11 protein-coding genes are annotated in these 14,673 nt (G+C 67.8%); 1 reads left to right on the top strand and 10 read right to left on the bottom strand.

Annotated features, from left to right (window positions below):
• Nucleotides 1-137: 137 nt before the first annotated feature.
• Nucleotides 138-1,340, bottom strand: a complete 1,203-nt coding sequence (locus tag ASD42_RS11140) for a transcriptional regulator (protein ID WP_174552009.1) — start codon at nucleotides 1,338-1,340, stop codon at nucleotides 138-140.
• A 311-nt stretch (nucleotides 1,341-1,651) separates the two neighbouring features.
• Here ASD42_RS11140 and ASD42_RS11135 point away from each other — a divergent pair, with 311 nt between their 5' ends.
• The gene (locus ASD42_RS11135; RefSeq protein WP_056813672.1) at nucleotides 1,652-2,272 is read left to right on the top strand and encodes an alpha/beta fold hydrolase; all 621 of its coding nucleotides are present in this window, start codon (nucleotides 1,652-1,654) and stop codon (nucleotides 2,270-2,272) included.
• Nucleotides 2,273-2,383: 111 nt separating this feature from the next.
• On the opposite strand, the gene ASD42_RS11130 is transcribed toward ASD42_RS11135, so the two are convergent.
• From ASD42_RS11130 to ASD42_RS11090, 9 genes are all read right to left on the bottom strand, one after another.
• Nucleotides 2,384-3,169, bottom strand: a complete 786-nt coding sequence (locus tag ASD42_RS11130) for a helix-turn-helix transcriptional regulator (RefSeq protein WP_056813669.1) — start codon at nucleotides 3,167-3,169, stop codon at nucleotides 2,384-2,386.
• 70 nt (nucleotides 3,170-3,239) lie between these two features.
• Nucleotides 3,240-4,853, bottom strand: a complete 1,614-nt coding sequence (locus ASD42_RS11125) for a dipeptide ABC transporter ATP-binding protein (protein WP_056813666.1) — start codon at nucleotides 4,851-4,853, stop codon at nucleotides 3,240-3,242.
• Complete coding sequence (locus tag ASD42_RS11120) at nucleotides 4,850-5,719, bottom strand: ABC transporter permease (RefSeq protein WP_235569374.1); 870 nt, start codon at nucleotides 5,717-5,719, stop codon at nucleotides 4,850-4,852. Before ASD42_RS11120 ends, ASD42_RS11125 begins: the two co-directional genes overlap by 4 nt.
• 79 nt (nucleotides 5,720-5,798) lie before the next feature.
• Nucleotides 5,799-6,803, bottom strand: coding sequence for an ABC transporter permease (locus tag ASD42_RS11115; protein WP_056813664.1), 1,005 nt, complete (start codon nucleotides 6,801-6,803; stop codon nucleotides 5,799-5,801).
• Nucleotides 6,804-6,809: 6 nt separating this feature from the next.
• Nucleotides 6,810-8,405, bottom strand: a complete 1,596-nt coding sequence (locus tag ASD42_RS11110) for an ABC transporter substrate-binding protein (protein ID WP_200950399.1) — start codon at nucleotides 8,403-8,405, stop codon at nucleotides 6,810-6,812.
• A gap of 41 nt (nucleotides 8,406-8,446) precedes the next feature.
• The gene (locus ASD42_RS11105; RefSeq protein WP_056813659.1) at nucleotides 8,447-10,513 is read right to left on the bottom strand and encodes an ATP-binding protein; all 2,067 of its coding nucleotides are present in this window, start codon (nucleotides 10,511-10,513) and stop codon (nucleotides 8,447-8,449) included.
• Entirely contained in the window at nucleotides 10,510-12,075 is a 1,566-nt protein-coding gene (locus tag ASD42_RS11100) for a carboxyl transferase domain-containing protein (protein WP_056813656.1), read from the bottom strand. The genes ASD42_RS11105 and ASD42_RS11100 overlap by 4 nt, the downstream gene beginning before the upstream one ends.
• Nucleotides 12,072-13,307 carry an aminotransferase class I/II-fold pyridoxal phosphate-dependent enzyme gene (locus tag ASD42_RS11095; RefSeq protein WP_056813654.1) on the bottom strand — a complete coding sequence of 412 codons (1,236 nt, stop codon included), beginning with the start codon at nucleotides 13,305-13,307 and terminating at the stop codon, nucleotides 12,072-12,074. The genes ASD42_RS11100 and ASD42_RS11095 overlap by 4 nt, the downstream gene beginning before the upstream one ends.
• A 13-nt stretch (nucleotides 13,308-13,320) precedes the next feature.
• Nucleotides 13,321-14,526 (bottom strand): MFS transporter, encoded by a 1,206-nt coding sequence (locus ASD42_RS11090; protein WP_268793524.1) that lies wholly within the window; start codon nucleotides 14,524-14,526, stop codon nucleotides 13,321-13,323.
• Nucleotides 14,527-14,673 lie beyond the last annotated feature (147 nt).

Here is a 14,673-nt window from a genome sequence, read left to right as displayed (position 1 = left end):
GAAACGTTGAAGCTGTATCTATTGGCGGCTGGTGCCGCGGTTCTCGGCGCTTGACTCCGCCTCTTCCCTCCCTCCGGGCACTCCTTCGTCGCACCCTCCACTCAGTCCAGAGGCGGAGGCGCGCCGAGAACGAGGGCCTATGTACGCAGCGCGCTGTGCAGGCGTGCGATGGCGACCGCGCGGCGGGCGTCGCGGGCGGGGAGCAGGGCGAGCGCGTGTTCGTGGACGGCGACGTCGTCGGGTGCGCAATCGCCGTAGGTCAGCGCGTGATTCGCGTCCGGGCTGTTCAGGACCGCGTTGCGCATGGCGACTTCGAGGTAGTCGCGCCATTCGCTGATGCCCGGCGTCTCCGAATCGGGAAGCAGCGGACCGTGATACAGGCGCACGGCGGTGTCGAGATCGCCTCGCTCGATGGCGCGCAGCACGTCGACGGCGTCGCAGGACAGGGGAGTGGTGAAGCGGTAGACGCGACTGGTGATGTCGCCGCCGGTGGCGCGGCGCAGGTACGACATCTCCGATTTGAGCGTGCTCGCGCCGACCGCGCGATCGCCGTAGACGGCGTAGTGCAGGCGTTCGTGGCTGTAGCCGTCGTCGTCGAGGGCGAGCAGGGTCAGGATCTCGAGGTGGCGTGGCCGCAACCGGATCTGCTGACCGTCGCGCATCAACCGCCCGGTTCCGAGACAGGTCAGCCGCATCCCCGTCGGCGCGGGCACGGCGGCGTGCAATTTCGACTCGATGGCGCTGGTCATGGTGCGCACGGTGGCCATGGCCAGTGGGTGCGAACGCTTCCAGGTGGTCGACAGGTCGAGCACGCCGAGCAGGGTTCCGTCGGCGGCGCGGATCGGCGCGCAATAACAGACCCAGCCGTGCAGGGCCGCGACAAGATGCTCGGCCGAGAACACGGTGTGCGGCTGGTCGGTGCGCAACGCCAACGACAGTGCGTTGGTCCCCATGTGCGCCTCGTCCCACCGGCCACCCGGCGCGAAGTTCACCTGCTCGGCCCGCCTGCGCATGACGGGCCCGCCATAAGTCCACAGAATCGTCCCCGAAGCGTCGGTGACCGCCGCGACGTAGCCCGCGTCGTCGGCGACACTGTGCAACTGCTCTTTCAGCTCGGTCACCGGCCCCCGCAACGGCGACTCCGCCCACCGGGGCCCGATATCGGTCTCACTGACCGGTGCGTGATCGCGCCCCGGATCCACCGTCCGTAACGAGCGAGACCAGGACTGCGCCACTTCGGTCCGTACCCCTGCTCCCGAAACCCCCACCCCGCCCGGCACCCACATCGCCCACTCCCGCTCCAGCGCAGCCCGCTGCGCGGAAAGCGTGAGCTGCACCATCTCGGGTCTTCCTACTAGACGAACTGGGCGAGGATTCCACATTTCATCATGCCCCAGCGTCACCCGCTGAGCAGTGGTTTCGTCAGGCCGAACCAGTCGACGAGAACCTCGAGACGTCCGACTCGTCGAGCCGGCGACGTACCCTGTCTCCGTGGAGCCACTAGGTCGCCCTGTGCACAGTGCCGCCGAATTGGTCGCCCGCCATCGAACGTTGCCGCGGGTGGATGGCGCGACGATGTGTCGGGACGCGGATGAGTTCTTCGGTTCTCAGGATCGGATCGGCGACGACACACCGGTCGAGCGGTGACCAGGTGAGCACATTTATGCTGATCCCCGGAGCTGGGTGCGCTGCGGGTTACTGGGGGCAGGTGGCCGACGAGCTGCGCGGGCTCGGCCATGACGCCGTGCCCGTGTCGCTGCCGAGTGAGGACGACAGCGCGGGGTTGGCGGAGTACGCCGACGCGGTGGTCGAGGCGATCGGCGCACGACCGGATGTGGTTGTGGTGGCGCACTCGTTCGGCGGGTTCACCGCACCGCTGGTGTGCGATCGAGTGCCGGTGGAGCGAATGGTGTTGGTGTCGGCGATGATCCCGGCGCCGGGCGAGGCCCCGGGCGACTGGTGGGCCAACACCGGACACGCGACCTCGGGTGACGACGACGTGTTCTACAACCAGCTCACCCCCGAGCAGCGGGCCGAGGCGGAGAAATACGAGTGCGGCCAGTCCGGCACCCCGATGGAGTCCCCATGGCCGCTGGCTTCGTGGCCCGAGGTGCCTACCCGGTTCGTCCTGCTGCGCGACGACCAATTCTTCCCAGCCGACTTCATGCGCGAACTCGTAGCCTCCCGGCTGGGGATCGAGCCGGTCGAAATGGACGGCGGGCACATGGTCATGATGTCCAGACCCGCGGAATTGGCCCGCCTCCTGCTCTGATCGCGGAGGGAGGTGAGCAGCGCGAGCAGTGACGAGGCCACAACGCGCGCGAGCTGGTGCAACGAGAGTTCTCGTCCGCTGAACGGCGTAGGTGGGTGGCCGACGAGCTGCTCACCCGCGCTGGACGGCCCTGGTGCCGAGGTCGAAGTGGATGCCGGCTCCGAGCATTGTGGTGGCGGGGAGGCCGATCATGGCGCGGAAGGATTCGCTGAAATGGGAGGGGGTGGCGAAGCCCGCGTCGATGGCGGAGCGGGTGAGGTCGTGGCCGTTGACGGCGTTGGTGATCGCGGTGACCATGCGGTTCCAGCGTTGATAGCCGCGGAAGGTGGTGCCGCAGTGCTGGGTGAACAGGTGCAGGAAATGGCCGGTGGACAGGCCGAGGTTCGCGGCGATCTGGTCGGCTCGCAGCGCGTTGGCGGGCTGGTCGCGGATCGCGGCGGCGAGCCTGGCGATGCGCGCGTCGGTGCCGAGGTGCGGGCCCGCGATCGCGCGGTGGTAGAGGAGATCCGGGTCGACGACGGGTTCGGCACACAGCTCGACGAGTTCGCGCTCGTGTCGGTGACTGAGGCCGAAAGTGCCTGCTGCAGCAGTCATCTCGTCGGAAATCATGGTCGCGGGCGCACTCGACGGGTCGATGAACAACACCAGAATCCACCCCTGCGTGGCAACGACGCGGTGGGCGGTGCGGGCAGGCGCGAAGGAGCTGCCGGTCCGAATCAGACCGCGGGCGGTGTGCACGATCAGTGGCCCGTCCAGGCCGACGGTGAGCATCGCGACTGGCGGCGAGTGCGTATCGGGCCGCAGGTCCGGCCCGACGTACCCGATGTGCCCCGGCCGTGCCCACGCGGTCGGCATCCGCGCGGAACCGCGGATCTTCGAACGGGCATCGTGGCTCACCCGTACCAGGGTATCGACGTGTCGCCTGGTGTGCCGCCATCAGTGATCCGGATCGGCGTCTCTGTGGTTGTCATCCGCGATCGGCGGCTGCGGGGAGGCGGGGGACCGAGGCGACGAGTTGGCGGGTGTATTCGTGCTGGGGGGAGCGCAGGACTGTGTCGGCTCCGCCGGATTCGACGATCTTGCCGTCTTTCATGACGAGGACGCGGTCGGCGAGGTGATGCACGACGCCGAGGTCGTGGGAGATGAGCAGGAGGGCGGTGCCGAACTCGGATTGGAGTTCGGCGAGGAGGTCGAGGATCTGAGCTTGAACGGAGACGTCCAGGGCGGACAGCGGCTCGTCGGCGACCAGGAGGGCGGGGTTGGGGGCAAGGGCGCGGGCGATGGCGACGCGTTGGCGTTGGCCGCCGGAGAGGGTGCGGGGATGGCGGGGGAGTAGGTCGCGGGCGAGGCCGACCGCGTCGAGGATCTCGCGGACGCGCTGGGTGCGGGCTTTGCCGCGGAGATCGACGGTGTCGAGGCTTTCGCCGATGACGCGTTCCACGGTGTAGCGGGGGTCGAAGGAGCTGAGGGGGTCCTGGGCGATCAGCTGCGCCGCGCCACGGAGCGGGCGTAATGCCTTGTCGGAGAGCTCACTCCATGGTTCGCCGTCGACGACCACCCGTCCGGACGACGGTGCGATGAGCCGCAGTGCGAGACGGGCCGTCGTGGTCTTGCCCGAACCCGATTCGCCGACGATGCCCAGCGTTTCGCCGCCGAACAGGTCGAAGTCGACGTTGTCCACCACGGTGCGGGCGGCTGATCCGGAGCCGTAGGTCTTGCGCAGATTGCGGACCGAGAGCACGACCCTGGTGTTGTCCACCGAGCGCGGCGGCAGCTCACGGCGTTCGGAGACCGACAATTTCGAACCGCGTGAGGCGGCGGACGGTACGGCCGCGAGCAGCTTCTTCGTGTACGGGTGCTCCGGACGGGTCAGCACGTCGTGCGTGCTGCCCTCCTCGACGACCTCCCCGTCACGCATGACCAGCACCCGGTCGGCCACCTCGGCGACCACCGCCAGGTCATGGCTGATCAGCAGCAGTGCCGTGCCGTCGGCCTTGCGGGCGCGAAGCAGTTCCAGGATCTGTTGCTGCACAGTCACATCGAGCGCGGTGGTCGGCTCGTCGGCGACGATGAGACGCGGATCGCCCGCCAGGGCCGTCGCGATCAACACGCGCTGACGCAGCCCGCCGGACAGTTCGTGGGGATACTGACGCAGCCGCAGTTCGGGTTCGGGGACGCCGACATCGGTGAGCAGTCGCACACTGCGTTCGGTGAGCGCCTGCCCGCGCAGGTCGGTCAGCGCGCGTTGCGCTTCGGCGAGTTGGCTACCGATCGAGTACAGCGGATCGAGGGAGACCAACGCGTCCTGGAGGACGAATCCGATGTCGCTGCCGCGGATTCGCCGCCACTGCCGATCGCGATGACCGCGCGCGTCCTGCCCGAAGAGGTCGAGGCGGTCGGCGCGCACCCCGGCGCCCGGACCGGCCAGGCCGACCAGCGCGCGCGCCGTCACCGACTTGCCCGACCCGGATTCACCGACGAGGGCGACGGCCTCGCCCGGCTCGATCCGCAGATCGATGCCGTGCACCACCTCCTTGCTCCCGAACCCGACTCGCAGATTCTCGACCGCGATCAGACTCATGTCGTTGGCCTTCCGTCGTAGTGGCGCTGCCAGTGCCGACCGAGCGAGCTCACCGCGATGACCGTGGCGGTTACCGCCACGCCGGGCAGCACCGCGATCCACCAGGCATTGCGCAGATAGTTGCGCCCCTCGGCGAGCATCGCGCCCCATTCCGGTTCCGGCGGTTGCGGACCCATCCCCAGGAAGCTCAGACCGGCCGCGCCGAGGATCGCCGTGCCGAGGCCGATGGTGGCCAGGATCGGGACCTGCGCGACCGCGTGCGGCAGGACGTGTCGCCGCACCAGCGTTGCTCTGGTGAGCCCGAATGTTCTCGCCTGTTCGACATACCCGGACTCCTGCACGACGAGGGTCTGCGCGCGCACCACCCGGGCGAACCGGGGGATGGAGGCGATGCCGAGCGCGAAGATCAGGTTCGTCGTGCCGGGACCGGTGAACGAGATCAGGACCAGCGCGAGCAACAGATCGGGAAACGCCGAGACCACGTCGAGGAACCGCGTGATCAGCTCGTCGAGCGGACCACGCGCCAACCCGGACAGCAGGCCGAGCGCCGTTCCCGCCACCACGGCGATCGCGACGGCGGTGATGCCGATGAGCATCGAGTAGCGCGCGCCGTGGATGACGCGGGTGAGGACGTCACGGCCCAGATGATCCGTGCCGAACCAGTGCCGCGCACTCGGTGGTAGTTGAGCGGCGAGCGGATCGGCGGCGAGCGGGTCGGCACCGGTCAGCAGCGTGGGAGCAACCACAGCGATGGCGACCAACGCCACTGTCAGTGCGGCGACGGTGACACCCGGCGCAACGACGAAACCCCTTGCGCGCAGCCTGTTTCGGGCGACAGCGGCTCGCGGAAGAGCTGTGATCGTCACAGCGCCGCCCCTCGCTGGAGGTCGAACAGTGGGCGTGAAGATGTTGTGCGCACGGTGCTCCGCCGCGCTCCGATGTCCGTCATCGTTGCTCTCCATTCCGTGAGTCGCGGCGCAGTCGCGGATCGAGCCACAGGTAGAGCAGATCGACCAGTGTGCTGATCACGACGTAGACGAAGGCCGAGAGAATCGCTACGGCAAGCACCACCGGAAGATCCTGTGCGAGAACCGCTTCGACGGTCACGCGCCCCAGTCCGGGCCGGCCGAAGACCTCCTCGATGATCACCGCCCCGCCGAGCAGACCGCCGACCAGCCAGCCGGTCAAAGTCACCGCGGGCAGGGCGGCGTGCCGCAGACCGTGCCGCAGCCGCAGGGCGTTCTCGCTCACCGACCACGACCGCACCGTCACCGCGAACGGTTCGTCGAGCGCCCGCTCCAGCCCGTCGCGCAATACCTGGGAGATCACCGCGCCCAGCGACAGACCGAGCGCGAGTGCGGGCAGAACCAAGGCCGACAGGCCCTTGTTCGCCGCCACCGGAAAGATCTTCAGCTGGAAGCTGAACACCGATAGCAGCACGATGCCGAGCCAGAAGGAAGGCGTCGAAACAAGGGTCAATTCCACAGCATTCGCGACGGCGCGCGATCGCCGCCGCGAAGCGGTGCTCGTCGCGACGACGACCGCGAACACCAGCGCCACCAGCAACGCGGCACCCGTCAGCGCCAAGGTGGGACCGGCCTGCGAGCTGATGATTTCCGACACCGGCCGCTGCAGCACATAGGAACGCCCGAAATCCCCGTGCGCCACATTCCACAGATAGCGGGCGTACTGGACGACGGCCGGACTGTCGAGTCCCCATTCCGCGCGGATGGCCGCCTCGACTTCGGGGGTGCGCTGCTGTTCGCCGAGCAACACGTCGACCGTGTCGCCCGGCGCCAGCCGCACTCCGAGGAACGACAGCGTGGTCGCACCCCACAGGACGCCGAGACCCGTGATCACCCGCAGCACAATCTGTTTGGCTGTGCCGACGCGAGCATCGCTGTCCGCTGTGGCGGTCACGACGTCCGGCGCGATCGCTTCCGTCGTCATCGTCGCCTATCCACGATCGACCCAGATGTCGTACGCGTTCTCCGGAAGCTGCTTGTACGGACGGTATCCCGCGCCGTACACGTGCGCCGCCGTCGCGATCTGGTTCTCGGGAATGTAGAGCGGCAGCCCGTAGGCCTTGTCGACGATCGCGAACCGCTGCAACGCCGCGTACTGCTTCGCCCGCTCGGCGGAGTCGGTGGTCGAGGCGGCGGCCCGCAGCCAGGTGGACAGTTCGGGATCGGTGGCGCGGCTGTAGTTCAGCGTGCCCAGCGGCGTCGGCGGGTACCAGTGGTTCTCGATGTCGATACCGCCGGTGATGGTGTCGGAGTTGGCGATCGATCCGAAGGCGTTCTTCTTGCGGAGCTCGCTGTAGGTGCCGAGGTCGACGTAGGACAGCTTCAGATCGATGCCCGCGTTCTGCTTGGCCTGCGCCTGCACCGCCTGCAACAGCACCTCACGCTGATCGCGCACGGTCGACTGAGCCTGCACCAGTTCGACGGTCAGCCGCTGGCCGTCCTTGGTCCGGAACCCTTCGGAATCCTTTGCCGTCCAACCGGCTTCGTCGAGCAGCCGGTTCGAGGCGGCCTTGTCGGCGCCGTAGGTGCCCTCGACGCTCTTGTCGTAGAACAGGGTGTCGACGCTGGAGGCGATACCCCAGCCGCGGGTGCGCTCGCCGCGATAGATCGACTGCAGCACCGCGTTCACGTCGACGGAGTTGTTGAGCGCCTTGCGGACTCGTTCATCGGTGGCAGGGCCGAAGGTCGCGTTCCAGTACAGCGTGTACGGGCTGCCGTTGTTCAGCCCGGTCGTATAGGTGAAGTCGGGGTTGTCCCGGAACAGTGAGGCGTCGTTGCCGGAGACGCCTTCGATGAGGTCGACCTGACCGGAGGTGAGCGCGCCGGTGCGCACCGACGACTCGGGCAGGAATCGATAGGTCACCTCGTCGAGGTAGGCCGGACCCTGATGCTTGGCGCTCTGCGGCGCCCAGTTGTAGTCGGGGTTCTTGCGGAAGTGCAGTTCCTGACCTTTCACGTAGCGGTCGAGGATGAACGGACCGGTACCTGCGATCTCCGGCCCACCGGCCTTGAGCTGCGGCTTGTCCCACGCGGCCGAGGAGATGATGGGGAAGCCGGCGGCGAAGTCGAGGAACGGCGCGTACGGGTCCTTCAGGGTGAACACCACGGTGCGCTCGTCGCGGGCGGTGACAGCGGCCAGGTGTGACAGCGGCCCGGCGGACCAGCCGCCGGAATAGGACACGTCCTGCATCGTGGTGAAGTTGCGGGCCACGGCGGTCGCGGTGAGCGGGTTGCCGTCGGTGAACTTCACCCCCTCGCGCAGGGGGAAGGTGTAGACGAGACCGTCGGGCGAGATCTCGTGGCCCGTGGCCAGCCCCGCCACGAAACCGCCCTCGGTCGTGCGCGCGAGAAGCGACTCGAAGACGTTGCGCAACATCAGATGCGTATTGCTCTGGCCGTTGAGATGCGGATTCAACGTGGTCGGCTCGGTCTCCACCCCCCACGTCAACGAGCCGCCGCTGACCGGCTGCGCCGATTCGCGTGCCGCGGTGTCCGTTCCGCCACACGCGGTCGCCAGCACGGCCACCGCCGATACCAGAGCTGTGGCAAATAGTCGCCGGTGTCGCATCACAGCGCGGCGCCCCTCTCTTCGATGAGAAACAGTGATTGAGCTGTGGTGACCACGGCGCCTTCGGCCGCGGTCACGGTGACGATCCCCGCATGGGTGGCGGTCAGTTCGTGTTCGAGTTTCATGGCCTCGACCACGCCGAGCAGTTGCCCCTTCTCGACCGGGTTGCCCGATTCGACGTGGAGCTGTACGAGGGTGCCCGGCATGGGCGAGCGGATCTCGGGATCCGTCGCGGTCGTGCCGAGCGAGCGGTATTCGGCGTAGCGCACCTGCCGGGAAACCCCGGCTACCTGGCAGATCCAGCCCTCGCCGTCGCGTCGTACGACACACGGGGTCGAGCCGACCGTGATCGTGTCGCCGTCGGTTCGTCGAGCGGTGACGCCCACCTCGGTCGTCTGCCGGGTGTCTGTGGTCTGCACAGCGGGGCTGGTCGGGTCGGCGGTGTCGGCGCGCACGAGCACCGCGTCGCCCTCGTAGCCGCCGACTCGCACCGTGACCGCGCGCCCGTCGACCGACAGATCGAGACTGCCGAGGTCGCGGTCGGCGGGATCGAGCCAGGCCCGATCACCGCCGGGCGCGCCGGTCGACCAGGGTGTCGCGCGGTCGGGTGCGGTGAGCGCCGCGGCCACCGCGAGGGCACTGAGCTCGTCGGGATCGCCGAACTCGGCGACCGGATCGATCCGGTCCAGATAGGCGGTGTCGTGCTCGGCCGCCGTGACGATCGGGGCGGCCAGGACGCGTGCGACGAAACCGAGGTTGGTCGAAATGCCCTGCCAGCGAAGGTCTTCGCAGGCCCGGCGGGCGGCGGTGAGCGCGTCGTCGCGGGTGGCGCCGGTGGCGACGAGTTTGGCGATCATCGGATCGAACCCGCCGGTGACGTCGAGATGGCGAGTGAAGGCGCGTTCGACGCGAACATCGGGCCAGTGGGTGACCTCGAGCCCGCCCGGGCACGGCAGAAACGACCGGAACGGGTCCTCGGCGTACATCCGCACCTGCACCGCAGCGCCCGAGTACGCGATGCCGGATTGGTCGGCGGGCAGCGGTTCGCCCGCGGCGACCCGCAATTGCCACTGCACCAGATCGATGCCGGTGATCTCCTCGGTGACGGTGTGCTCCACCTGCAACCGCGTATTCATCTCGATGAAGAAGAACTCGTCACCGACCAGCAGGAATTCGAAGGTGCCCGCGCCCACGTACTGCAAAGCCTTCGTGCCCTGCACCGCGGCGGCGAACATCGCCGCGCGCACCGCATGGGGAATTCGCGGAGCCGGAGCTTCCTCGATCACCTTCTGATGGCGCCGTTGCAGCGAGCAGTCACGGTCGAAAAGGTGCACGGCACGGCCGAATTCGTCGCCGAACACCTGGACTTCGATGTGGCGTGCGCGTTCGACGTAGCGCTCGAGATGCAGACGGCCATCGGCGAAAGCCGCTGTCGCGGTGCGTGAAGCGGACGCCAGCGCCTCGCGGAGTCCGGCCGCCGAGCGCACCACCGACATGCCCTTGCCGCCACCGCCGCCAGCGGGTTTGACGATCAGTGGGTACCCGATGTCGGCTGCCGCACCCACCAGAGCGTCGAGGTCTTCGCTCGCCCGCACGGTGCCGGGTAGCACGGGCACCCCCGCCTCGGCCATGACCTGGCGCGCCGAGGACTTGTCGGCCATCGTCTCGATCACCCGCGAACTCGGGCCGACGAACACCAATCCGGCCGCACGGACCGCACGCGCGAAATCGGCGTTCTCGGACAGAAATCCGTATCCGGGATGTATGGCGTCGCAGCCTGTTTCGGTCGCGGCGTGCACCAGTGCGTCGATATCGAGGTAGCCGGTGGGCCGGGTTGTCCCGGATTCGCCACGCGTCGGGCCGATCGAAGGATCAGTCCTGGCCGCTGTGGCGTCGCGGCTGTCGCGTTCGGGCAGCGCGACGGTCGACACCGCCGCCGCGTGATAGGTGAGTGACCGGTCCGCCGCCACGCTCACCGTCACGTACTCGATGCCGAGGCGATCGCAGGTGCGGGCGATCCGGGCGGCGATCTCGCCCCGGTTCGCGATGAGTAGTCGGGAGATCACAGCCGGAACACCCCGAAGTTCGAACCCGCCGGCTGCGGCCGATCCCAGCGCTCGTGAGCCAGCGACAGGCACCGCGCCAACCACGACCGGGTGTCCTCCGGTTCGACGACGGCATCGATCCACATGCGCGCCGCGATATAGGTCGGCAGCGATTGCCGTTCGAAACTGTCGATGATCGGCTGCTTGATGGCGGCTTCCTCGGCGGCGCCGAGTTCCTTGCCCTCGCGGCGCAACCGGTCACGCTTGAGGATCGCCATCACCGCCGCGGCCTGCTCGCCACCGACCCCGGTGGAGCGGGCATTGGGCCACATCGCCATGAACTGGCCGCCCATCGACCGCCCCGACATCGCGAAATTGGCGGCGCCGAAGCTCCCGCCGATCACCAGCGAGATCTTCGGCACCGTGGCGCACGAGACCGCGTTGACCATCTTCGCGCCGTGTTTGGCGATCCCGGCCCGCTCGTACTCTTCGCCGACCATGAACCCACTCACGTTGTGCACGAACAACAGTGGGATGCGCCGCTGCTCGCAGATCTGGATGAAGTTGGTGGCCTTGAGCGCGCTGTCGGGGAAAATCACGCCTTGATTCGCGATGATCCCCACCTCGTACCCCGCGATCCGGGCGGTGGCGCACACGATCGTGATGCCGTAGTCCTTGCGGTACTCGACCCACGAGGTGGCGTCGACGACGCAGCGCAGAATCGCGCGAACGTCCATCTCCTTCTTGGTGGTCGCCGGAATGAGATCCGGTAGTCGCGCCGGATCGTCGGCGGGTTCGAGCACCTCGAACGCGGGGGGATGCACGCGGTCACCGGGGGTGCGAGACACGATGTCGCGCACCATCGCCAGCGCTTCCAGTTCGTTCGCGGCGAGATGGTCGGCCACCGCGGTTTCGCGCACGTGCAGGTCGGCGCCGCCGAGGGTCTGCGCGTCGACCACCACACCCGTGGCGGCCTCCACCAGCTGCGGACCGCCGAGGAACACGGTGCTGAGGTCTTTCACCATCACGGTCTCGTCGCTCATCGCGGGGATGTAGGCGCCGCCCGCGGTGCAGATGCCGAGCACCGCCGAGATCTGCGGCAGCCCCATCGCCGACATCTCCGCGATATTGCGGAACATCTTTCCGAGGTGTTCCTCGTCGGGGAAGATCTCCTCCTGCAACGGAAGGTAGATGCCGCCCGAGTCCGCCAGATACACACACGGCAGGCGGTACTCCCTGGCCAGCTTCTGCCCGCGCAGGTGCTTCTTGATCGTGAGCGGGTAGAAGGTTCCGCCCTTGACGTGTGGATCGTTGGCGAACACCATGCACGGCCTGCCGTGGATGGCGCCGATGCCGACGATCAGCGCGGCGGCGGGCAGATCGGTGTCATAGACCTCGTGCGCGGCGAGCCTGCCGATCTCCAGGAACGGCGTACCGGGGTCGAGAATGCGGTTGACCCGTTCGCGCACAGGAAGTTTCGTGTCGCCCTGGCGTCGACGCGGCGCCACGATCCCGGCGGTGTGATCGCGCAGCAGGCTGCGCTGGGCTTCGAACCCGAGGGTGTTCTCGATGACGGCGGTCATGCTGGTAGTTCCTCCCGGTCCTGATGCGCGGCGAGGCTCGAGCTCAGGGTGTCGGCGAAGCGGCGGATCGTGTCGGGCTCGAGGTCGGCTCGCAACATCAGGCGCAGGCCCGCGCTGCCGCGACGGATGATCGGGAAGAACACCGGTGAGGTGTAGAAACCGGCGTCGAGCATGTCTCGTGCCACGGCGACCGTGACGTCCTCCTGGCCGATGCTGACGAACCGGATGGGCAGTCCGTCACCGGCGAGGTCGGTGTCGACGAGCGAGTCGAACCGGCGGACCCGCTCCTGGAGCTCGAGCTGAAGACGATCGACGGTGCCGTCGTCGTGCAGCTCGCAGGCGGCGATGATCGCGCCGAGCCCGGCCGTGTTGATGCGCTGCGACCACATCAGCGGCCCGCTCGTGCGCAGCAGGGTGGGTGTGCGCGACGTGTCGCCCGCCGCGCCGAAGAAGATCACGCCACCGCTGGCGCCGAAACCCTTGTTGAGCGAGGCGATCACGAGGGTCCGCTCGCGCCAGCCTTCATAGGCTCCGAGAACATATCCGCGGCCACGGCTACCCAGCGTCGAAATGCCGTGCGCCTCATCGAAGTACAAGAACAGCCCGTAGTGATCCTGGAGCCGGTGCAGCTCGGCCAGCGGCGCCCCGCCGCCGGTGCTGTAGACGCCGTCGGCGACGTAGGCCACATGCGAATGCGTGCGGCACAACTCTTCCAAGGCGTCGATGTCGTTGTGCTCGATCGTCACCAGCTCGGTCTCGTCCGCGACCAGCGGCTTCATCGCGTTCAGGCAGAAGTGCGCGTTCTTGTCGAAGACCACCAGCGGCGGGTGCCCGTCGGTGAGTTCGCCGGAGGCGAGCAGCGGCAAGGTCGCCCACGCGGCGGCCGCGCACGACGACACGGTGACCGCCTGCGCGCCGAAGGTCCGGGAGAGTCGCTGTTCGGCCTCCTCCAGCAGGCCGAGCCGGATTCGCATCCGGGAAATAGAAGAATTGATCGTCGCGGTTTCGTCGAGTCCGCGGTGAGCACCCTCGACGATTCGTGGATCGCTGTCCAAACCGAGATAGGAATAGGACGAGAAATTGACGATCGTGCGACCGTCGCGCGAATGGACTATTCCGTCGCGCATATCGTCGGCGATGATGTCGACCAGTCCGTGGGCGGTGCTGTCGTCCCAAAATGTATTGCTCAGTTGCAACTGCCTGCGGATATTTGCGAATTGGTTTCTGGGCACTGGCGTTCATTCCTTATGTTGGCGAAGGTGCGTCAGTTTTCTCGGGCGCCGCGACGACGAGCACGTTCGCCGCGGCGAGCAGCGTGATGGCGATGGACCAGGCGAGGAGCCCGGACAGGGTGGGGCCTGCCAGCGAGGCGATGCCCGCGAGGCCCTGCTGCACCAGCGCGCACCACGACACGGCGATCGCGGCTCCGGTGGCGAGGTGGCTGACGGCGTGCGCGGCGCTGTTGGGGAACAGCGTCGCCTGGCCGAAGGTCGTGGTGACGTACCCGGCGAGGAAGACCGGCAGCGCGATCGCCCGTGGCAGATCGAAGGCCCACACGACGGTGATGAGCACGCAGCCCGCGAGCATGATCGCGGCCCCCTGCCGCATCATGGCGTGGGCTCCTACCTGTCGCACGCGCTGTCGGACGTAGGTCGCGCCGCCGAGGTAGGCCGCACCGTAGAGGACGCCGAACAGGCCGAATACCCACGGCGAGAGCGCGAACCGGTCGGTGAAGATGAACGCGGACTTCTGCTGGATCATCACGATCACGGCGAATCCGATGCCGCCCGCGACCGCGCTCACGACGAAGACCCGGTCGGTGAAAAGGCGTCTAGCTGTGCCTTTGTCCCCCGGACCCGGTTCACGCCGGGGCAGTGAGATGCGCAGGGCGAAGGCGACCGGCACTGCGGCGAGCACGGCCAGCACGACGAATCCGTATCGCCACCCGACCGTCGAGGTGACGATGCCGCCGATCACCTGACCGCCGCCGAGCGCGACGACGAACGCCATCGACAACAGCGCGAGTTGGCGCGCGAGCTCCGCGCCGGTGAACAGATCTTTGATCATCATCCGGCCGACGACCGCGATGCCGCCCGCGCCGATCGCCTGGACCACGCGTAGCCCGAGCAACTCCGAGGCGTTGGTGATCAGCGCGAGACCCGCGCTGGCGAGGACGAACAACAGCCCGGCCGCGACGAAGGCGGGCACCCGACCGAACCGCTCCGCCGCCCTGCCCCACGCGACGACCGGGAGCGCGGCGAACACCACGAACACGGCCACCGACAGCTGAAGGACGCCGTCACCGGCGCCGATGTCGGTGCCGAGCGCGGGCATGCTCGGCAGGTAGATGGTTGTCGCCATTTGTGCGACCGCGACCGCGACACATGCCGTTGTGACAACTGCTCGGCGTGTTGCCGCGGAAGCCGGAATTTCGCCGGTTTCCGCTTGCACAGACAATGCACTCCCCTATGGCCGAGCGAATGACGCAGGATGCTGGATCCGAGTTATAGATATACGGCCAGGCGAAGCGGTCGAACACCGTTGCGATCGCGGTGATTTCAGTGAGGAAAGGTAAATATTCGGTGGCGTATTCATGAC

Source organism: Nocardia sp. Root136 (genome assembly GCF_001427185.1).
GTDB lineage: Bacteria > Actinomycetota > Actinomycetes > Mycobacteriales > Mycobacteriaceae > Nocardia > Nocardia salmonicida.
Note: the sequence above shows the minus strand (reverse complement) of the source record. Positions and strands in the feature narration are given on the sequence as shown.